Source organism: Flavobacterium rarum (SeqCode), assembly GCF_965234445.1.
GTDB classification, from domain to species: Bacteria; Bacteroidota; Bacteroidia; order Flavobacteriales; family Flavobacteriaceae; genus Flavobacterium; species Flavobacterium rarum.
Genome location: NZ_OZ248490.1, coordinates 339,531 through 355,711 on the forward strand (window position 1 = coordinate 339,531; position 16,181 = coordinate 355,711).

Annotated in this window: 11 protein-coding genes; 6 read left to right on the plus strand and 5 right to left on the minus strand. The window is 30.2% G+C overall.

Features of this window, described 5'->3' with window-relative positions; translation table 11 throughout:
* Positions 1-51: 51 nt before the first annotated feature.
* Together AC8GF4_RS09650 and AC8GF4_RS09655 are read right to left on the minus strand one after the other, a co-directional pair.
* Positions 52-2,181, minus strand: a complete 2,130-nt coding sequence (locus tag AC8GF4_RS09650) for a response regulator (RefSeq protein WP_506594257.1) — start codon at positions 2,179-2,181, stop codon at positions 52-54.
* 95 nt (positions 2,182-2,276) lie between these two features.
* A complete protein-coding gene (locus AC8GF4_RS09655) occupies positions 2,277-4,223 on the minus strand; it encodes a PAS domain-containing protein (protein WP_506594259.1) in 1,947 nt (648 codons plus the stop codon).
* Positions 4,224-4,278: 55 nt separating this feature from the next.
* On the opposite strand from AC8GF4_RS09655, the gene AC8GF4_RS09660 reads away from it, so the two are divergent.
* Positions 4,279-4,665: an ISAon1 family transposase N-terminal region protein gene (locus AC8GF4_RS09660; protein WP_506594260.1), complete on the plus strand. Its 387-nt coding sequence runs from the start codon at positions 4,279-4,281 to the stop codon at positions 4,663-4,665.
* A gap of 34 nt (positions 4,666-4,699) precedes the next feature.
* Positions 4,700-5,617: an ISAon1 family transposase gene (locus AC8GF4_RS09665; RefSeq protein WP_506594262.1), complete on the plus strand. Its 918-nt coding sequence runs from the start codon at positions 4,700-4,702 to the stop codon at positions 5,615-5,617.
* On the opposite strand, the gene AC8GF4_RS09670 is transcribed toward AC8GF4_RS09665, so the two are convergent.
* The 3 genes from AC8GF4_RS09670 to AC8GF4_RS09680 all read right to left on the minus strand — a co-directional run bounded on the left by AC8GF4_RS09670 (position 5,614) and on the right by AC8GF4_RS09680 (position 13,023).
* Positions 5,614-7,005 carry a chemotaxis protein CheB gene (locus AC8GF4_RS09670; RefSeq protein ID WP_506594263.1) on the minus strand — a complete coding sequence of 464 codons (1,392 nt, stop codon included), beginning with the start codon at positions 7,003-7,005 and terminating at the stop codon, positions 5,614-5,616. The genes AC8GF4_RS09665 and AC8GF4_RS09670 overlap by 4 nt on opposite strands.
* Positions 7,006-7,390: 385 nt before the next feature.
* Positions 7,391-10,693, minus strand: coding sequence for a PAS domain-containing hybrid sensor histidine kinase/response regulator (locus AC8GF4_RS09675; RefSeq protein WP_506594265.1), 3,303 nt, complete (start codon positions 10,691-10,693; stop codon positions 7,391-7,393).
* Between the two features lie 314 nt (positions 10,694-11,007).
* On the minus strand, positions 11,008-13,023 hold the full coding sequence (locus AC8GF4_RS09680) for a response regulator (protein WP_506594266.1): 2,016 nt from the start codon (positions 13,021-13,023) through the stop codon (positions 11,008-11,010).
* 656 nt (positions 13,024-13,679) lie between these two features.
* Here AC8GF4_RS09680 and AC8GF4_RS09685 point away from each other — a divergent pair.
* The 4 genes from AC8GF4_RS09685 (at position 13,680) to AC8GF4_RS09700 (ending at position 16,179) form a co-directional block, all read left to right on the plus strand.
* Complete coding sequence (locus AC8GF4_RS09685) at positions 13,680-14,135, plus strand: MarR family winged helix-turn-helix transcriptional regulator (protein WP_506594267.1); 456 nt, start codon at positions 13,680-13,682, stop codon at positions 14,133-14,135.
* Positions 14,136-14,147: 12 nt separating this feature from the next.
* The gene (locus AC8GF4_RS09690) at positions 14,148-14,780 is read left to right on the plus strand and encodes an NAD(P)H-dependent oxidoreductase (RefSeq protein ID WP_506594268.1); all 633 of its coding nucleotides are present in this window, start codon (positions 14,148-14,150) and stop codon (positions 14,778-14,780) included.
* 216 nt (positions 14,781-14,996) lie between these two features.
* The gene (locus AC8GF4_RS09695) at positions 14,997-15,563 is read left to right on the plus strand and encodes a YceI family protein (protein ID WP_506594270.1); all 567 of its coding nucleotides are present in this window, start codon (positions 14,997-14,999) and stop codon (positions 15,561-15,563) included.
* Positions 15,564-15,723: 160 nt separating this feature from the next.
* Positions 15,724-16,179, plus strand: a complete 456-nt coding sequence (locus AC8GF4_RS09700) for a MarR family winged helix-turn-helix transcriptional regulator (protein WP_506594271.1) — start codon at positions 15,724-15,726, stop codon at positions 16,177-16,179.
* Positions 16,180-16,181: the final 2 nt, after the last annotated feature.

The window sequence follows — 16,181 nt, forward strand, 5'->3', positions numbered from 1 at the left end:
AAAGATTATGCAAACAATAAAAATCTATTGATTTTATCTCCTTTAATGGTTTTATTTCATCCATTTTTTTAATGCTTGATGCAAATCTGAGAGTACAATGGGTTTTGAAATATAACCATTCATACCGTACTCTAAACATTTTTCTTTTTCTTCAATTAAGGTTCCAGCGGTTAATGCAATTATGGGAGTATTCTCGAAAATATCCAATTTTCTTAATTCAGCTGTAGTTTCAAAACCATTTTTTTTAGGCATTTGAATATCCATTAAAACTACATCTACTTTTTCTTTCTTGAATTTTTTTATTGCTTCTTTACCGTCAGAAGCTTCAATAATCGTGCTGTTTGGAAATAATTTTTTCAGCAACTTAACAACCAAAAGCATACTGATTTTATTGTCTTCAACTACCAATATTTTTAAAGTAATTGCATTCTCTTTGATTATATCTTCATCATCATTTACTGGGCTCAATACTGATTTTTTTATTTCAGAATTTGATTTTTTAAATTCAATTGAAAAATAAAAATCACTGCCATGCCCATAATCACTTATCAACTGTAATTTACTATTCATCAATGCTAACAATTGATTTGAAATCGCCAATCCCAAACCAGTTCCTCCAAATCGTCGGGTTGTGCTGGTATCCTCTTGAACAAATGAATTAAATATTTTTTCCTGATTGCTCTTTTTAATTCCAATTCCTGTATCTTTTATTGAAAAATTTAGAATTGAAAAAGAATCACTTGAAGCTATTTCTCTAATATCTAATTTTATTTGTCCTTTGCTAGTAAATTTTAAAGCATTCCCTATCAGATTCATTATTATTTGTTTTAAACGTAATGAATCTGCAAAAATATATTGAGGTACATTCGAATCTACATTTAGAATCAAATCTATTTTTTTTAAATTGGCTTGATGCTTAAAAAGAGCCACTATTTGATTTACTAATCCAAATAGATCTATTTCCTCAATATTCAATTCTAATTTTCCTGCTTCAATTTTTGAAAAATCTAAAATATCATTAATTATCTCCATCAAATTAATCCCTGATTGATTAATTATTTCGATATATTTTAATTGATCTTCATCATAATTGGTTTTCATTATTAAATCCGTAAACCCGATAATACCATTCAAAGGTGTCCTGATTTCATGACTCATATTAGCCAAGAATGCTGATTTTGCTTTATTTGCAGCTTCTGCTTGCTCCTTTGCTTTTGTCAATTCATTTTTCAAAAGGATCATTTCGGTAATATCATTAAAACTAATAACAATTTCCTCGATTTCACCATTGGTATCCATAACTGGAAAACCATTGATCAAAAGCCATACTACATCATCAAATTTTGGTCTTTGAACACCCATAACAAAATTTTTAATGCAGTGTTTTGTGAATAAAATTTGATTTACAGGATACTGTTCAAAGGATAAAACAGTTTTATTTTCATCCAAAAATCTCCAATCAGAATCCACTACCATTTTTCCTTTAATTTGATCTTCTCTCAAACCCAATAACTCACAAGCCTTTGGATTAGTAATAATAATAGAAGCATCCGGAGCATGAACTACAACACCAGAATCAAGAATACTTAATAATTTTTGATATCTTTCTTTACTTTGTTTTAAGGCCTCCTCTACTTCCTTAAGTTGAGTAATATCAACAATGGTTGTGTTGCATTTATTTCCATCTTCTGCAATTATTCCGGTAAGATATACATGGAAAATTTGATCATTAACAGAAAGATTAACTTCGCAGCATTGACTAATTTCGCTTTTAAATATTTCATCCAGAAAATGATTAAAAATTGATTTTGTGTCATCAGAAATAAAAAAACCAAACTGACTATTAATTAATCTTGACCGCTCTTTTGCCAGCATTCTGCAGGCAGTGAGATTAATATTCGTAAGTTTCCCCTCTTTGGAAATACTGATATATCCCGTTGGTGCAAAATCATATAACTCCGTATATTTTTCTATAGCAGTATCAGCCAGTTCTTTTGCTAACAAAAGCTCATCATTTTGCATTTCAAGCTCAATTTGATGCACTTCAAGTTCATGAATAAGTTTTAAAGTCTCCGCTTCAGAAAACGTACAGCTAGGTTTCAATTGCTTTTGCTTTTGCAATTCTTCTGCTTTTTGCCGAATAGTAACCATTTTTCCTGAACTGTTTTCTGCTTCTTTCATGACCAATGCCTTTTTTATGCTACATTTATTCTCGATATAAATTAATATTTCTTTTCTTTTTACATTTATTGCATTAAATTCATAAAATCAACAACCTACCTTATGATACATTGAATAATTTTCTTCCCATTTATTGAATAGCAATTTGCTGTAAACTCGACATTTAATTTTTGTCCATTGTCAATTTCAACCTGTATATCTTTATAAGTGACCAATTCTTTCTGTTGCAATGCAATAAATTGATCTTTAGTATTTATTATATTTTTAAAGAAATTAATTTCCCAAATGGGCTTCTCAGTACACGCTTCTTTCGGACATCCAAGTAAATTAATTAATGACAGATTCAAATCAGTAATTATACCCGTTTCTTGATCTAAGAAAAAGATGCCATCTTTGGCAGATTCAAAAAGGTTGTGATATCGAATTTCATAAAGAGCCAATGCTTCTTCCACCGCCTTACGGTCCGAAATATCCCGAATGATACACTGAATTAATTTACTTTCATTTACCAAATACAAAGTACTCACAAACTCAACATTAATATTTCTTCCGTCTGCTGTTTCAAGCGGCAGGTCTTCGTAACGAACAAACTCTTTAAGTTGCAGCTCCAAAAACTTTTCTTTATTGGCAACTATATCTTTTAATGATCCTATTTCCCAGATTGCCTTTTCTACAAATTGCTCATAGGAATATCCTAGCATCTTTATTAAAAATGGATTTACGTCAATAATTTTACCACTTTCAACATCAACAATAAGGATTCCGTCTTTAGCAGATTCAAAAAGGCGTCTGTATCTATTTTCAAAAAGCAATGTCTCTTCTGCTTGCTTAGCAGAAGTAATATCGGTAAATGTGATTACAAGTCCATCAATTCGATCATCTAAGGTACGATAAGGCATAATTCGAACAGAATACCATTTTCCGTTATTTGCTGAAATTGTATTTTGAATAGGAGATAATTTTTTAATTACTTCTCTTGCATGATCTCCCATATCTGGGTATTGCAAATTGGTTACTAAATCGGTAAAAGGCCTTCCTGTATCTGTTTGGCGAAGTTTAAATATTTCGGTAACTGAATCTGTGAAACGGCGTATGTTTAATTCCTTATCCAAAAATAGTGTGGCAATTTCGGTACTGTTCAGCAAATTTTTCATGTCGTTATTTGCTTGCTCAAAATCGCTTAGTTTACTTTGAAGTTCGGCATTCACAGTTTGCAATTCCTCATTAAGGCTTTGCATTTCTTCTTTTGAAGTAGTTAGTTCTTCATTAGTAGATTGTAATTCCTCATTGGTTGATTGCAGTTCTTCGTTGATTGATTTTAATTCTTCCTGAGAGGTCTGCATCTCTTCTCGAGAATTTTGCAAATCTTCGTTACTTTGTTTGAGTTCTGCTTCTAATTCTTTTTGTCTTCCTTGAATGTTTTGTCTTCCTTTTTTTAAGACTTCACCTCCTTGTTCCATCATTACCGAAACATCCGTAAAAACGACCATTACCAGATTTTTTATCAAATTGGGGCCATCAATACGTTGAATTGTAACATTTATGAAATCGGAATCCCCATTTGTTCCAATCTTTATATTTCGAAGAATAACTGGGTCATAATTTAGCATCGCCTTACGAAAAGCTCCTAGCAATTCATTTCGTAAACCTTCACGAGCCATAACATGAATATTCCAATTGGCTTTGCCAGCAACTGGTTCAAGATACTTTCCTGTTCTACCGGTAATATACAAAATGTCCCCTTTGTCATTGACAATAACACTTGCTGGAGCAAAGTTTTTTAATAAAATTTGATCCGTAAGAGTCTGGATATTCTCCACTTCTTTTGGGGCAATATTTGCTTCTTTAATTTCTTTCTTACTATAAGAAAAGGAACTTGGAAAATCGGTTAGTTCAGCCATTATTGGAGAATGAGTACGTTTAAAAAATTTCAATTTGGAATCAAGTGTTTCAAATCCTTGATTATTTCGCCCGAGGGTTTCGGCGGAACCCAACAACAAAACTCCACCTGGCATTAGACTGTAATTAAACAGGTCAAACAACTTTCGGCTCACGTAAAAAATATGGGGAGAAGTCTTAAATTTGAATAAAAAACAAATGGATTTTTCAATATTTTCTTCCTTTTTACCTGAGGGATTATTATCTCATTTTGACATTGTTGATTTCAAAGAATTAGGGGATTTACAAACAAAAAAAGATTGTTTTTATATTTATTTAGACGAAAAAAATATTCTTCCAAAAGAATATAATTCTAATGAATTTGAATCAAAAGGATTTTATGAACGAACCATAATACAAGACTTCCCTATACGAGGCAAAGCTGTTTATTTAGGTATAAGAAGGCGAAGGTGGCGTAATAAGAACAATAAAACCTTCGAAATAAAAAGTGATTATTCCTTTATAGCTGAGGGTTCAAAATTAACAGTTGAACTTTCAGATTTTTTAAAAGATACAGGTAGAGACCCGAGAAGATACGATAAGTAATATTGCAAGTTATTATGGGATTAAAGCCAATTTATTGCAACGCCATTACAAGAAAAAGATTAGTGGTTTTAAAGACTGGAAACAGTTAAATCACGCCGAAGATTATTTGATTTACCCTGAAAATATAGGGGAGAATTTGAGCATAGACGAAGTCAGTTTGTCAAAGGGAGAACTCTATACCTTTGTTACCAACAAACAAGGAAGAGGAAAGAAAAAGACACTTGTAGCATCTATAAAAGGCACTAAAAGTCAGGATATAATTGATGTTTTGAATCTAATTCCGCTAGAAAAAAGAAAACTGGTTAAGGAAATAACGCTTGATATGGCAAACAATATGCAATTAGCTGCAAGAATGTGTTTTCCTGAGAGTTCTCTGGTTACAGACCGTTTTCACGTTGTAAAATTAGTGATGGAAGCCTTGCAACATTTAAGAATTAAATATCGATGGGAAGAAATAGAAAAAGAAAATCAAGCCATTAAAATAGCCAGAGAACAGAATCTAAAATATATTCCATTTACTTTTGATAATGACGATTCTCCTAAACAGTTATTGGCAAGAAGCCGATATATTATCGCTAAAAAACCAAATCAATGGACAGAAAATCAAAAGGTAAGAGCAGAATTATTGTTTAGGAATTATCCGCTTTTACACCAAGCATATAAGCATACGCTCGAATTTAGAAATATTTATGAAGAGACAGGTAAAGAACAAGCAAGAGAAAAAATGACTAATTGGGTACAGAAAACTAAGCAACTCAAAATAACTGTTTTTAATACCGCTGCAAATAGTTTGAACTATCATTTAGAAACCATTTTAAACTTCTTTAAAAACAGACATACTAATGCAAATGCAGAATCATTTAATTCCAAAATAAAACTCTTTAGAGCAAATCAAAGAGGCGTAGTAGATGTGAAATTCTTTCTCTTTAGAATGGAAAAACTTTTTGCTTAATCCCCATAAAATTTATGTGACCCCAACTTTCTTTGTAAGGGAGGTTCCATGTATATCAACATATTGCGGCACATTAATATATTGAGTTTGGTAAAAGGAGGGTCTTTAATAATATTATGGGGAGCAAAAACTAGCATTTCCCGTATCGAAGCATTTACGCGAAATCCATCTCCTACTACCGAGAAAAATTTTCCTAGTCTTTGGGACGATACGTCAATGGCGATACTAGAACTAAAAACACCTCTTCGCGCTTTTTCTATTGCATCAACGTCTAAATCTGTAGCGAATATTTGTAAGGAGATATTCTTTGGATTCCCAATTTCTTCTAGAACTTCTTTGAACACAATGGCTAATGAATACGCCTCTTCGCCAGTTGAGCATGCAGGAATCCAAGCCCTTAGCGCATATCGATCTGGCAACTCTTTTATCAAATTGGGAAGAATTGTCGCTTTTAGCTTTTCCCAGACTGAGGTGTCTCGAAAAAAGCTTGTCACACCAATTAAGAGTTCTTTGAAAAGCAATTCAATCTCTTTTGGGTTTTCTTGCAAAAAACGAACATAGTTTTGCATTTGTTGAATTTGATGAATTCCTTTCCTCCTTTCGATGCGACGCATTAAAGTATTCTTTTTATACAAAGAAAAATCATGCCCCGTTCCTTCACGAAGCAATATGATAATTTTATCTAGATAACTTTTACTTTTAGTATCTATATCCGTAAACTTTGCAACGGGAGGAATATATTTATAAAGTGTAATTAATTTCTCTCCCAACTCTTCTACAGGAGCTATAATATCTGGTAAAACTGCTTCTATTGCATTTCTGGGCATTGCATCAAATTTTGCGGATGCAGGCTCTTGAATCAATACCAATCCATTTTTTTCCTTAATGGCTTTCAATCCTAGACTCCCATCTGATCCCATTCCAGATAGAATGATACCAACACTTTTACCCAATTTATCAAGAGCCAATGAACGAAAGAAAATATCAATCGGCAATCTCAATCCTCGGGGTTCCAAAGGATCAAACAAATGCAGCTTTCCATTTAATATAGATAAACTTTTATTGGGAGGAATTACATATACTTGATTGGCTTTTACTCTGAGCTGGTCACTGGCTTGCATCACTTTCATTGTAGTGCTACGTTGCAATAATTCTGGTAATATTCCTTGATAATTGGGATCAAGATGTTGAATAATCACAAACGCCATACCACTATCATTGGGCATATTTTTCAAAAAAAGCTCAAATGCTTCAAGACCACCTGCAGAAGCTCCAATACCTACAATAGGAAAATCATTATTATCAACTACCTTCAAACTTTTCTTTTCAATTTGAATTGAATCCTTTTTATCTTCCTTTAAAACTTGATCCCCTTTACTTACTTTCATTATAGTGTTATAATTATAAAAACCTCTTTTAGGCATTACATAAAAAATGTAATTGCACTTTTTTACTCATTAAAAGCGAAATAAAATTCTAAATGTTTCTCTCACAATCAACAATAAACATTTCTTAATTTTATCTAAAATAATTCATAAAATTGCTCCGAAATAATTATTAAAAGTACAACTAAAATTTTGTTTATCTTTTCTATAAATTCAAATTTTGACTTTTTTTCGTATAAAATACTTAAAAACACATCATTTAAAAAGGTAAAATGTCAATTATTCTAAAATTAAACTCCTATATCTAAAATATTTTGGATGTTTTTATCTATAATAGTTTCCCCTTTTTTTATATTTTGCTTTACCCAAAAAAGTAAGAACAACAAAACTATTTAGGCAACCATTTTTTTAATATTTCTTCTAAATCAGATTCTACGATAGGCTTTGAAACATAATCATTCATTCCACATTCTATACACTTATCCTTTTCACCAACCATAATTCCTGCAGTTAGAGCTATAATAGGTATGTTTTTTCCAAAATTAAAATTTCTAATTTCAATAGTAGCTTCATATCCGTTTTTTATAGGCATTTGAATATCCATAAAAATCAAATCGGGATTATTTATTTCAAATTGATCTAATCCTTCTTGACCATCGCCTGCTTCCAAAATAATAGCATTTGGCACAATTCTTTTTACTAAGGTCTTGGCCAAAAACATATTTATTTTATTATCCTCAACAATTAAAATACGAAGTGCATCCAAATTTTTTGGATTGCTTATTATTTGTATTTTTCGAGGACTTGATAATTCGTCAAAAACATCTATTTTAGTTTTGGCTTTTTTAAATTTAATATGAAAGAAAAAATCGCTTCCATCACCATATTTACTCGTTAATTGCAAGTGACTTTCCATTAACCCTAACAACAAATTTGAAATTGCCAAACCTAAACCCGTACCGCCAAATTTTCGGGAAGTGGCATTATCTTCCTGAACAAATGAATCAAAAATTTTCTTTTGATTAAATTGTTTGATACCAATTCCAGTATCTTTAATAGAAAATTTAATGGTTGAATTATTTTTTTTAGTCAATTTAACTTGTTCCACATCCAATCGAATATGCCCAAAAGATGTGAATTTCAAGGCATTACTAATTAAGTTTACCAATATTTGTTTTAAACGAATCGGATCTGCATGAATATATTGAGGAACATTTTCTTCTATTGTAAGAGCTAAATCAATATTTTTTAAATTCGCTTGATGTTTGAACAATTCAATAACTTGATTCAACAACCGAAAGAGATCGATGTCTTCTTTGAATAATTCTAATTTTCCAGATTCAATTTTAGAAAAATCAAGTATATCATTAATAATTTCCATCAATGAATTGGCAGAAACATTAACGGTTGACATATACTCCAATTGATTTTTTTCGAGATTTGTTTTCATTAACAAATCGGTAAAACCAACAATTCCATTCAAAGGTGTACGTATCTCGTGGCTCATATTCGACAAGAATTCAGATTTGGCTTTATTAGCTTCTTCTGCTTGAATTTTGGCTTTTACAAGTTCTTTGTTGGATTGTTTTAATTGCTCATTAATTTCCTCGTATTCAATATATTTCAAATACAATTCTTTTTCGTTTTCCTCTGCTTTTTCTTTGGACCGAATCAACTCCAATTCCATGAGTTTACGTTCTGTGATATCACGAATAGTTCCAATAATTTCCAGAGGCTGATTGTCTTGATCCCATTTCAAAGTTCCAATACCATGCACCCAACGTTCTTCATTGTCATTAACTCTATAAATTTTATATTCTTTATTAAATTGTTCTTTATTGGTTAATACATTTTCACTTAAATAAGTAGCAAGATTCTCGCGCCACGCTGGATGAACTAGAGCCAACCAACTTTCTCCATTTAAATGATAATTTGCGTCTATTCCAAAAATATTGTTTAATAAATCTGTTCGTGTCCAATCTCCCGAATACATATTGATACTATAGGTACCTAGCTCAGCTATCATTTGTGTTTCTTTCAGAAAAAGCTCACTTTCTTTAAGTTTTTTTTCTGCATTTTTTCTTTCGGATATATCAATGATACTCGCTCTTATAAGCTCTTTGTTTTCGGCAGGCAAACGTACTAGTCTAACATCACAAAAAATAGAATTCCCTTCACTATCAATATGGGTCCACTCAAAAGAAGGTTTGCCACCTATTAAAGCCTCTGCAAACAACTCATCGGCCATCACTGAAGACAATTGTCCATTGGGTTGGTATTTTGGACTTATATTAACTGGACCAACATTTAACAAATCTTGCTCGCACATTTTGAACAATACAAGGGCACTTTGACTTACACTTATGAATTTTTGCAATTGCATATCGATTACAACAAGTGCTTCTGGCGCATTTTCTACCAATACACGAAATCGTTCTTCTTTTACTTTTAGTGCTTCTATTGTTTGTATTCGTTCTGTAACATCTTTTACAAATAGTAAATTCTGTTTTTCTGAAAGTTTCACTGCATCAATAGACCATAAACGAATTGAATTATTTTTATGAATAAATGACACTATATCGTTTGAAATACTTTTAAAAAAAAGGGTTTCAAATATATATTCAATATTTTTATATTCGTTTGGAGGTGTTAATTCTTTAAGAGAACTATTTAATAACTTATTTTTTGAATAACCTGTTATTTTACTCACTGCAGGATTAATTTCCAGAAAAAGCCCTTCTTTATTTACTACAATTACTCCATCTGGTGCATTTTCGACATAATTTCTAAATTTGGCATTACTTTCTTGTTCCCTTTCTTTTTCTTTAATCGCTGCTACTTCTTTTTCTTTGATTAAAATTTCATTTTCAATTCGTTTTTTTTCGGTAACATCTTGAGCAATTCCTCTAAAAGCTATAATTTCTCCATTATCACTCAGAATTGGAATTCCAGTGCCGTATACCCATTTGAATCGATTATTACCTAACAATACCTTATGTGTTATTTCATAAGGTTGCTTGGTGCGTATTGATTCTGTAATTAAAGTATTGAGCATTTCACGATCTTCCTTAGTAAAATGTTCCAAATACTGTTCATACAAATTTTCGGAAGGTGTTTCAGGTATTTCAAAAATTTGATATAACTCTCTAGTCCAAATTAATTGATTTTTAATTAAATTAAATTCCCAACTACCAATTTTAGCAATTTTTTGAGCATCATTTAGTAAATTTTCACTGGCAATTAATTTTTCCTGAATGATTTTAATTTCACTAATATCTTTGCCAATTGAATACACAAGATTTTTCTCTGGATTAAAAATGGAAGTCCAATGAATATAAATACAATTTCCATTTTTGGAGAGGACTCTGTTTTCAAAACTCACGGAAGATTTACCTTTCATGAGTGAGTGCAAAACTTCTCTGGTTTTTACAACATCATCAGGATGAACATACTTAATATAACTATGAAGCAAAAGTTCTCTTTTGGAATACCCTAATTTGTTAAAAAAGGATTGATTAAATTCTTTCAAAAAGTTATTTAAATCAGTGACACAAATAAAGTCTGAAGTTTCTTTAGTGAAAAAATCATAAATAGAATTGGACTCTACTTTCTTTTGAAGCAAAGTAATATTTTTGTTTTGTTTTTTAACAATTTGCAATAATTCTTCAACCGATGGTATAGTTTTTTTCATATGAAGATAATATTTGTTTTTTTATCGTATCCCGATAGAGCTATCCGAGAGTAATCACCATTCTTCATTCCTTTCTGTGATTTGTACTCAAACTGATTTCACAAACACAAACTAATGTTGAATTGACTGACAAAACCAAATTAAAAAATATCAAAACTAAAGATATGAAATTTATTTAAGATAACACACTAAGTACGATTATATTAGACGTAGTCTTTATTATAATAGATACAAAAAAAATCTCTTCCTATTAATTTATAGAAAGAGATCAATTATCAAAACTGTTTAGTATTGCTTGGATATAAGGTATTAAATCACTTTTTTAACCATTTGTGTAATGCTTTTTCTAACTCAGATAAAACTATTGGTTTTGTAACATAATCGGACATTCCAAATTCAAAACATTTCTCTTTTTCTCCATTTAAAACTCCAGCTGTTAATGCAATAATTGGTAAATGCTTGAAGTTTTCTAACTTTCTAATTTCAGTAGTTGCATCGTAACCGTTTTGAATTGGCATTTGAATATCCATTAAAACTAAATCTGGTTTTTCTTCTTGCACCTTTAAAACGGCGTCAAAACCATTCGTCACCTCCAAAATAGTACAATTCCCTAATATTTTTTTAATTAGAGTTTTAGCCAACAACATATTTATTTTATTGTCTTCAGCTATCAATATTTTAAAATCATCAAGAGCATTGAAAGATTGTGTTTGATTTTCCATTATACTATAATTTTCGTCGGGTTTCCAATCCTGTTTTTTATTTGTTTTTTCAAAAAGAATTGCAAAAAAGAACTCACTACCTACACCAAAAGAACTGATTAATTTAAGCTCACTTTTTTTCAATGCCAAAAGTTGGTTAGAAATGGCCAATCCCAAACCGGTTCCACCATATCGTCTTGTAGTAGTATTATCTGCCTGAACAAAAGACTGAAAAATCTTGTTTTGGTTCTGAATTTTAATTCCAATTCCTGTGTCTATTACAGAAAATTTAATTTTCGACAAAGAATCATACTCTTCGTCTTGCGTCACATGTAGCTTTATGTATCCCGAAGATGTAAATTTCATAGCATTGCTCAATAGATTTGCTAATATTTGCTTCAAACGAAATGAATCCCCTACAATAAATTGAGGCACATTTTTGTCAATATGAAGTATTAAATCAATTTTTTTATGATTGGCTTCGTATTTAAACAAGTTTACAATTTGATTAGACAACTCTATTATATCAATTTCTTCATAATTTAATTCCAATTTACCAGCCTCAATTTTAGAAAAATCTAAAATATTATTGATAATATCCATCAAAGTATTTGCCGATTCATTTACAGTCTTTAGGTATTGCAATTGATCATTATCGACTTTAGTTTTTAACAATAAATCGGTAAAACCAACAATTCCATTAAGTGGTGTTCTTATTTCGTGACTCATATTGGATAAAAAATCTGATTTTGCCATATTGGCAGCTTCAGCTTTGTCTTTGGCCTTTATGGTGTCATCGATTAATTTCTTTTGAGTAATATTTTGAACTACCCCCTTTAATGCAATGACATTATCTTGTTTATCCAAAATAGGAATACCAGTACAAAATACCCATTTTATTTTATTATCATCCAAAACAATTCGATGCTCCATTTCATAAGGAACCTTGTTTGTTACGGTATTGTAAATGTTATTGTTTAATATTTCAATATCTTTTTCCGAAAAACGAGATAAATATTTACCATATAGATTTGGATCATAGGCTTTTTTTTCGATTTCAAAAATTTTATACAATTCATTAGACCAATGGAGCTCTTGAGTAACCAAATTAAAATCCCAACTTCCAATTTTTGCTATTTTTTGAGCCTCATTTAATGATTTTTCACTAGAGATTAATCTTTCTTGAGTCTTTCTAAACTCAGTAATATCTCTAGCAATAGCGTAAATTAAATTATTTGAAGTATTTAAATTAGCTCGCCATTCCAAAAAAACTAAATCTCCATTTTTCTTTATATATCGATTTTCAAAATCAACTGTCGGATTGTTTTTTGTCAATAATTTAACCTCAGAAAAAGTTTTTCCTAAATCATCTGAGTGTATAAACTCTACAAATGGTCTGGATAATAATTCTTTTCTCGAATAACCTAAAACATTTACAAATGCATCATTTACTACTTTAAAATAAGCATTAGAATCTGCAATACATATTAAATCTGGAGAATCATTTACAAAATATTCAAAATTGGTTATAGAATTTTTTTCTCCACTTAATTCTTGAATTAATAACTCTTGCTCCTTAGTTTTGTGGAGTAATTCTTCATAAGTAAAATTCTTTTTTATTATTTCCATTCTTAAATATTAAATAAATCAGCAATTAGGGGCTTAAAAGTTTATAAATATAACATTGTCTTTTATAAAAAAAAATTTCTTTCACTAAAAGTATAAAAAAGACAACTATTTAATAAAAAAAAACTTCAACCAACTATTTTTTTTAAGCTTTTGATTACAAAACATCAAATAAAACAATTATTGTTCAAAATAGAAAACGAATAAAAACCTTGAAATTTGTAATCAACGTGGGTTAAGAGTTAAAAATCTATTTTTTTGAATTGTTTGGCACTAAATAGGGTAGTTAATTAAATTTGTAATGCTCTCTATTTTCCTTAGAGACTTTACATTTTTACATAATTAGATATAATTAAAGATTTTTTAGTCCTTACGAGACATAAATCAGATGAAATTATTTTTCTACCAATATTTAATGTCTATCGGAACATTTGAACCCTTGATTCGAATAATTCTCTATTTTTTGTTGCAAACCCGTTTTTTTTAACTCTGTAATAATTTTTTACGGATCACATTTTTCATCATTATAGATATAACTATCTGATTATCAATTTAAATAGAAGTATTTTATTTGATTTAACATAAAATTAACTTTGACATTTGTATGTACAAATATAAAACACACTACATTTGTATCAACAAATAAGACAAGTACGAATATGAAGATTGAAGAGGAGTTAAAAAGTACAGTTGACTACAACAAATCAACAAGAGTTGTTTTAAATGTAATGTACACTCAAAATGTAATTACGGATAGTTTTAATGAAATTGTAAAAGTATATGACATTTCAGGAGAACAATATAATGTTTTAAGGATATTAAGAGGACAGAAAGGACATCCAGCCAATATGTGTGTCATACAAGAACGAATGTTGGCCAAAACAAGTAATACAACACGATTAGTCGACAAGCTTTTACTAAAAGAGTATGTTACCCGAAATGTTTGTCCCGATAATAGAAGAAAAATCGAAGTTTTAATTACACAAAAAGGACTTGATTTATTAATCGAATTGGATCCAAAAGTAAAAGAGCACGAAGATTTTTTTGCTAAAAATTTAAATAACGAAGAATTAGAACAACTTAATACTTTACTAGAAAAATACAGAACTAAATAAACAACAATAATTATGAGCAATTTTTTAGAAAATCAAAATTGGAGATATGCAACAAAGAAATTTGATGCCACAAAAAAAGTTTCAGCAGAAGACTTAAATACACTTAAAGAAGCGATCCGTATGAGTTCTTCTTCTTATGGATTGCAACCGTACAAAGTAATAATTGTTGAAAATCCAGAACTAAGAGCGCAAATACAACCTGCTGCTTGGGGACAATCACAAATTGTTGACGCTTCTCACTTGATCATTTTTGCCAATGATACCAATGTTGGTGATGATACGATCAATACTCTTTTGAATACAATGAGTGTTATTAGAGAAACTCCTCTTGAAGCTTTGGCAGGTTATGGTGATTTTATGAAATCAAAAATTTCAACTTTAGACCCAGCTGTAAAAAATGTTTGGACATCAAAACAAACCTATTTAGCTTTAGGAAATTTATTAAACGCTGCAGCCGAACTTAAAATTGATGTTACGCCAATGGAAGGTTTTGTGCCTGAACAAGTAAACAGTATATTAGGATTAGACAAACAAAACCTTAATGCTTCACTTATTGCAACTGTAGGTTACCGTCATGAAGAAGACGCAACGCAACATTACAAAAAAGTTAGAAAATCACAAGAAGACTTATTTATCACTTTATAATAATTTTAAGATTCTAAGTCTGTAAGACACTAAATCACTAAGATTTAAATAGACGCCCATTTATTTCAAAAATTAATATAATAAGAATTTCGAAAAAGGTCATAATTTTAAAAAAAACTTAGTAGCTTAGACACTTAGTAGCTTAACAGCTAAATAATTACATCACAAAATAATAATTACTAATTCAAACTAAAATCAATTAAACATTTTACAAACATGAAAAATTTAAAATCAATTGCCCTTGCATTCGTAGTAGCATTGTCTACATTAGCAGTAAATGCACAAACCAAAAAAGTAGATGTTTCTAAAAGCACCATCAACTGGGTTGGAAAAAAAGTAACAGGTGAACATTCTGGAACTGTAGCCATCAAAAGCGGTGCTTTGGTTTTCAAGAAAAAAGCATTAACTGGAGGTACTTTCACGGTTGATATGACTTCTTTAACAGCAACCGATTTGACTGGAGAATACCAAGGTAAATTAAACGGTCACTTGAAAGCAGACGATTTCTTTGGAACTGATAAATTTCCAACTTCAACTTTAGTTTTCAAAAAAATTGCAACAAAAGCTGCTAATGTTTACACAGTAACTGCTGATTTAACTATAAAAGGAATAACTAAACCAGTAACTTTTGATATCACTGTAAGCGAAGGTACTGCTACAACAACTTTCAATGTAGATCGTACTAAATACGACATCAAATACAATTCAAAATCATTTTTCGAAAGCATTGGAGACAAAGCTATTTATGACGAATTCGAATTAAAAGTGACTTTGAAATTTTAATTACAAATACCACTAAGAACGGAAAACCAACAAGAAATTGTTGGTTTTTTTTGTTATATAAAATTAATTCACGAATTTAAATCAACAAAAAAGCAAATCTATAAACTGACTAAATAATATTAAACCTAAATTTGTACCAACAAATAAAACACCTACAAATATGAAAATTGAAGAGGAGTTAAAAAGTACGGTTGAATATAATAAAGCAACAAGGGTAGTTTTGAATATCATGTACACACAAAACGTTATTTCGGATAGCTTTAATGAAATCGTTAAGCCTTATGACATTTCAGGAGAGCAATATAATGTTTTACGGATATTAAGAGGACAAAAAGGACAACCTGCCAACATGTGTGTTATTCAGGAACGCATGATTGCAAAAACAAGCAACACAACCAGACTAGTAGACAAATTATTATTAAAAGATTTAGTCACACGTAATGTTTGTACTGACAATCGAAGGAAAATTGAAGTTTTGATTACTCAAAAAGGATTGGATTTACTATCTGAATTAGATCCAAAGGTCAAACTTCATGAAGAATTTTTTTCCAAAAATTTAAGTACTGAAGAATTAATACAACTGAATACTTTATTAGAAAAATACAGAACAAAATAAAC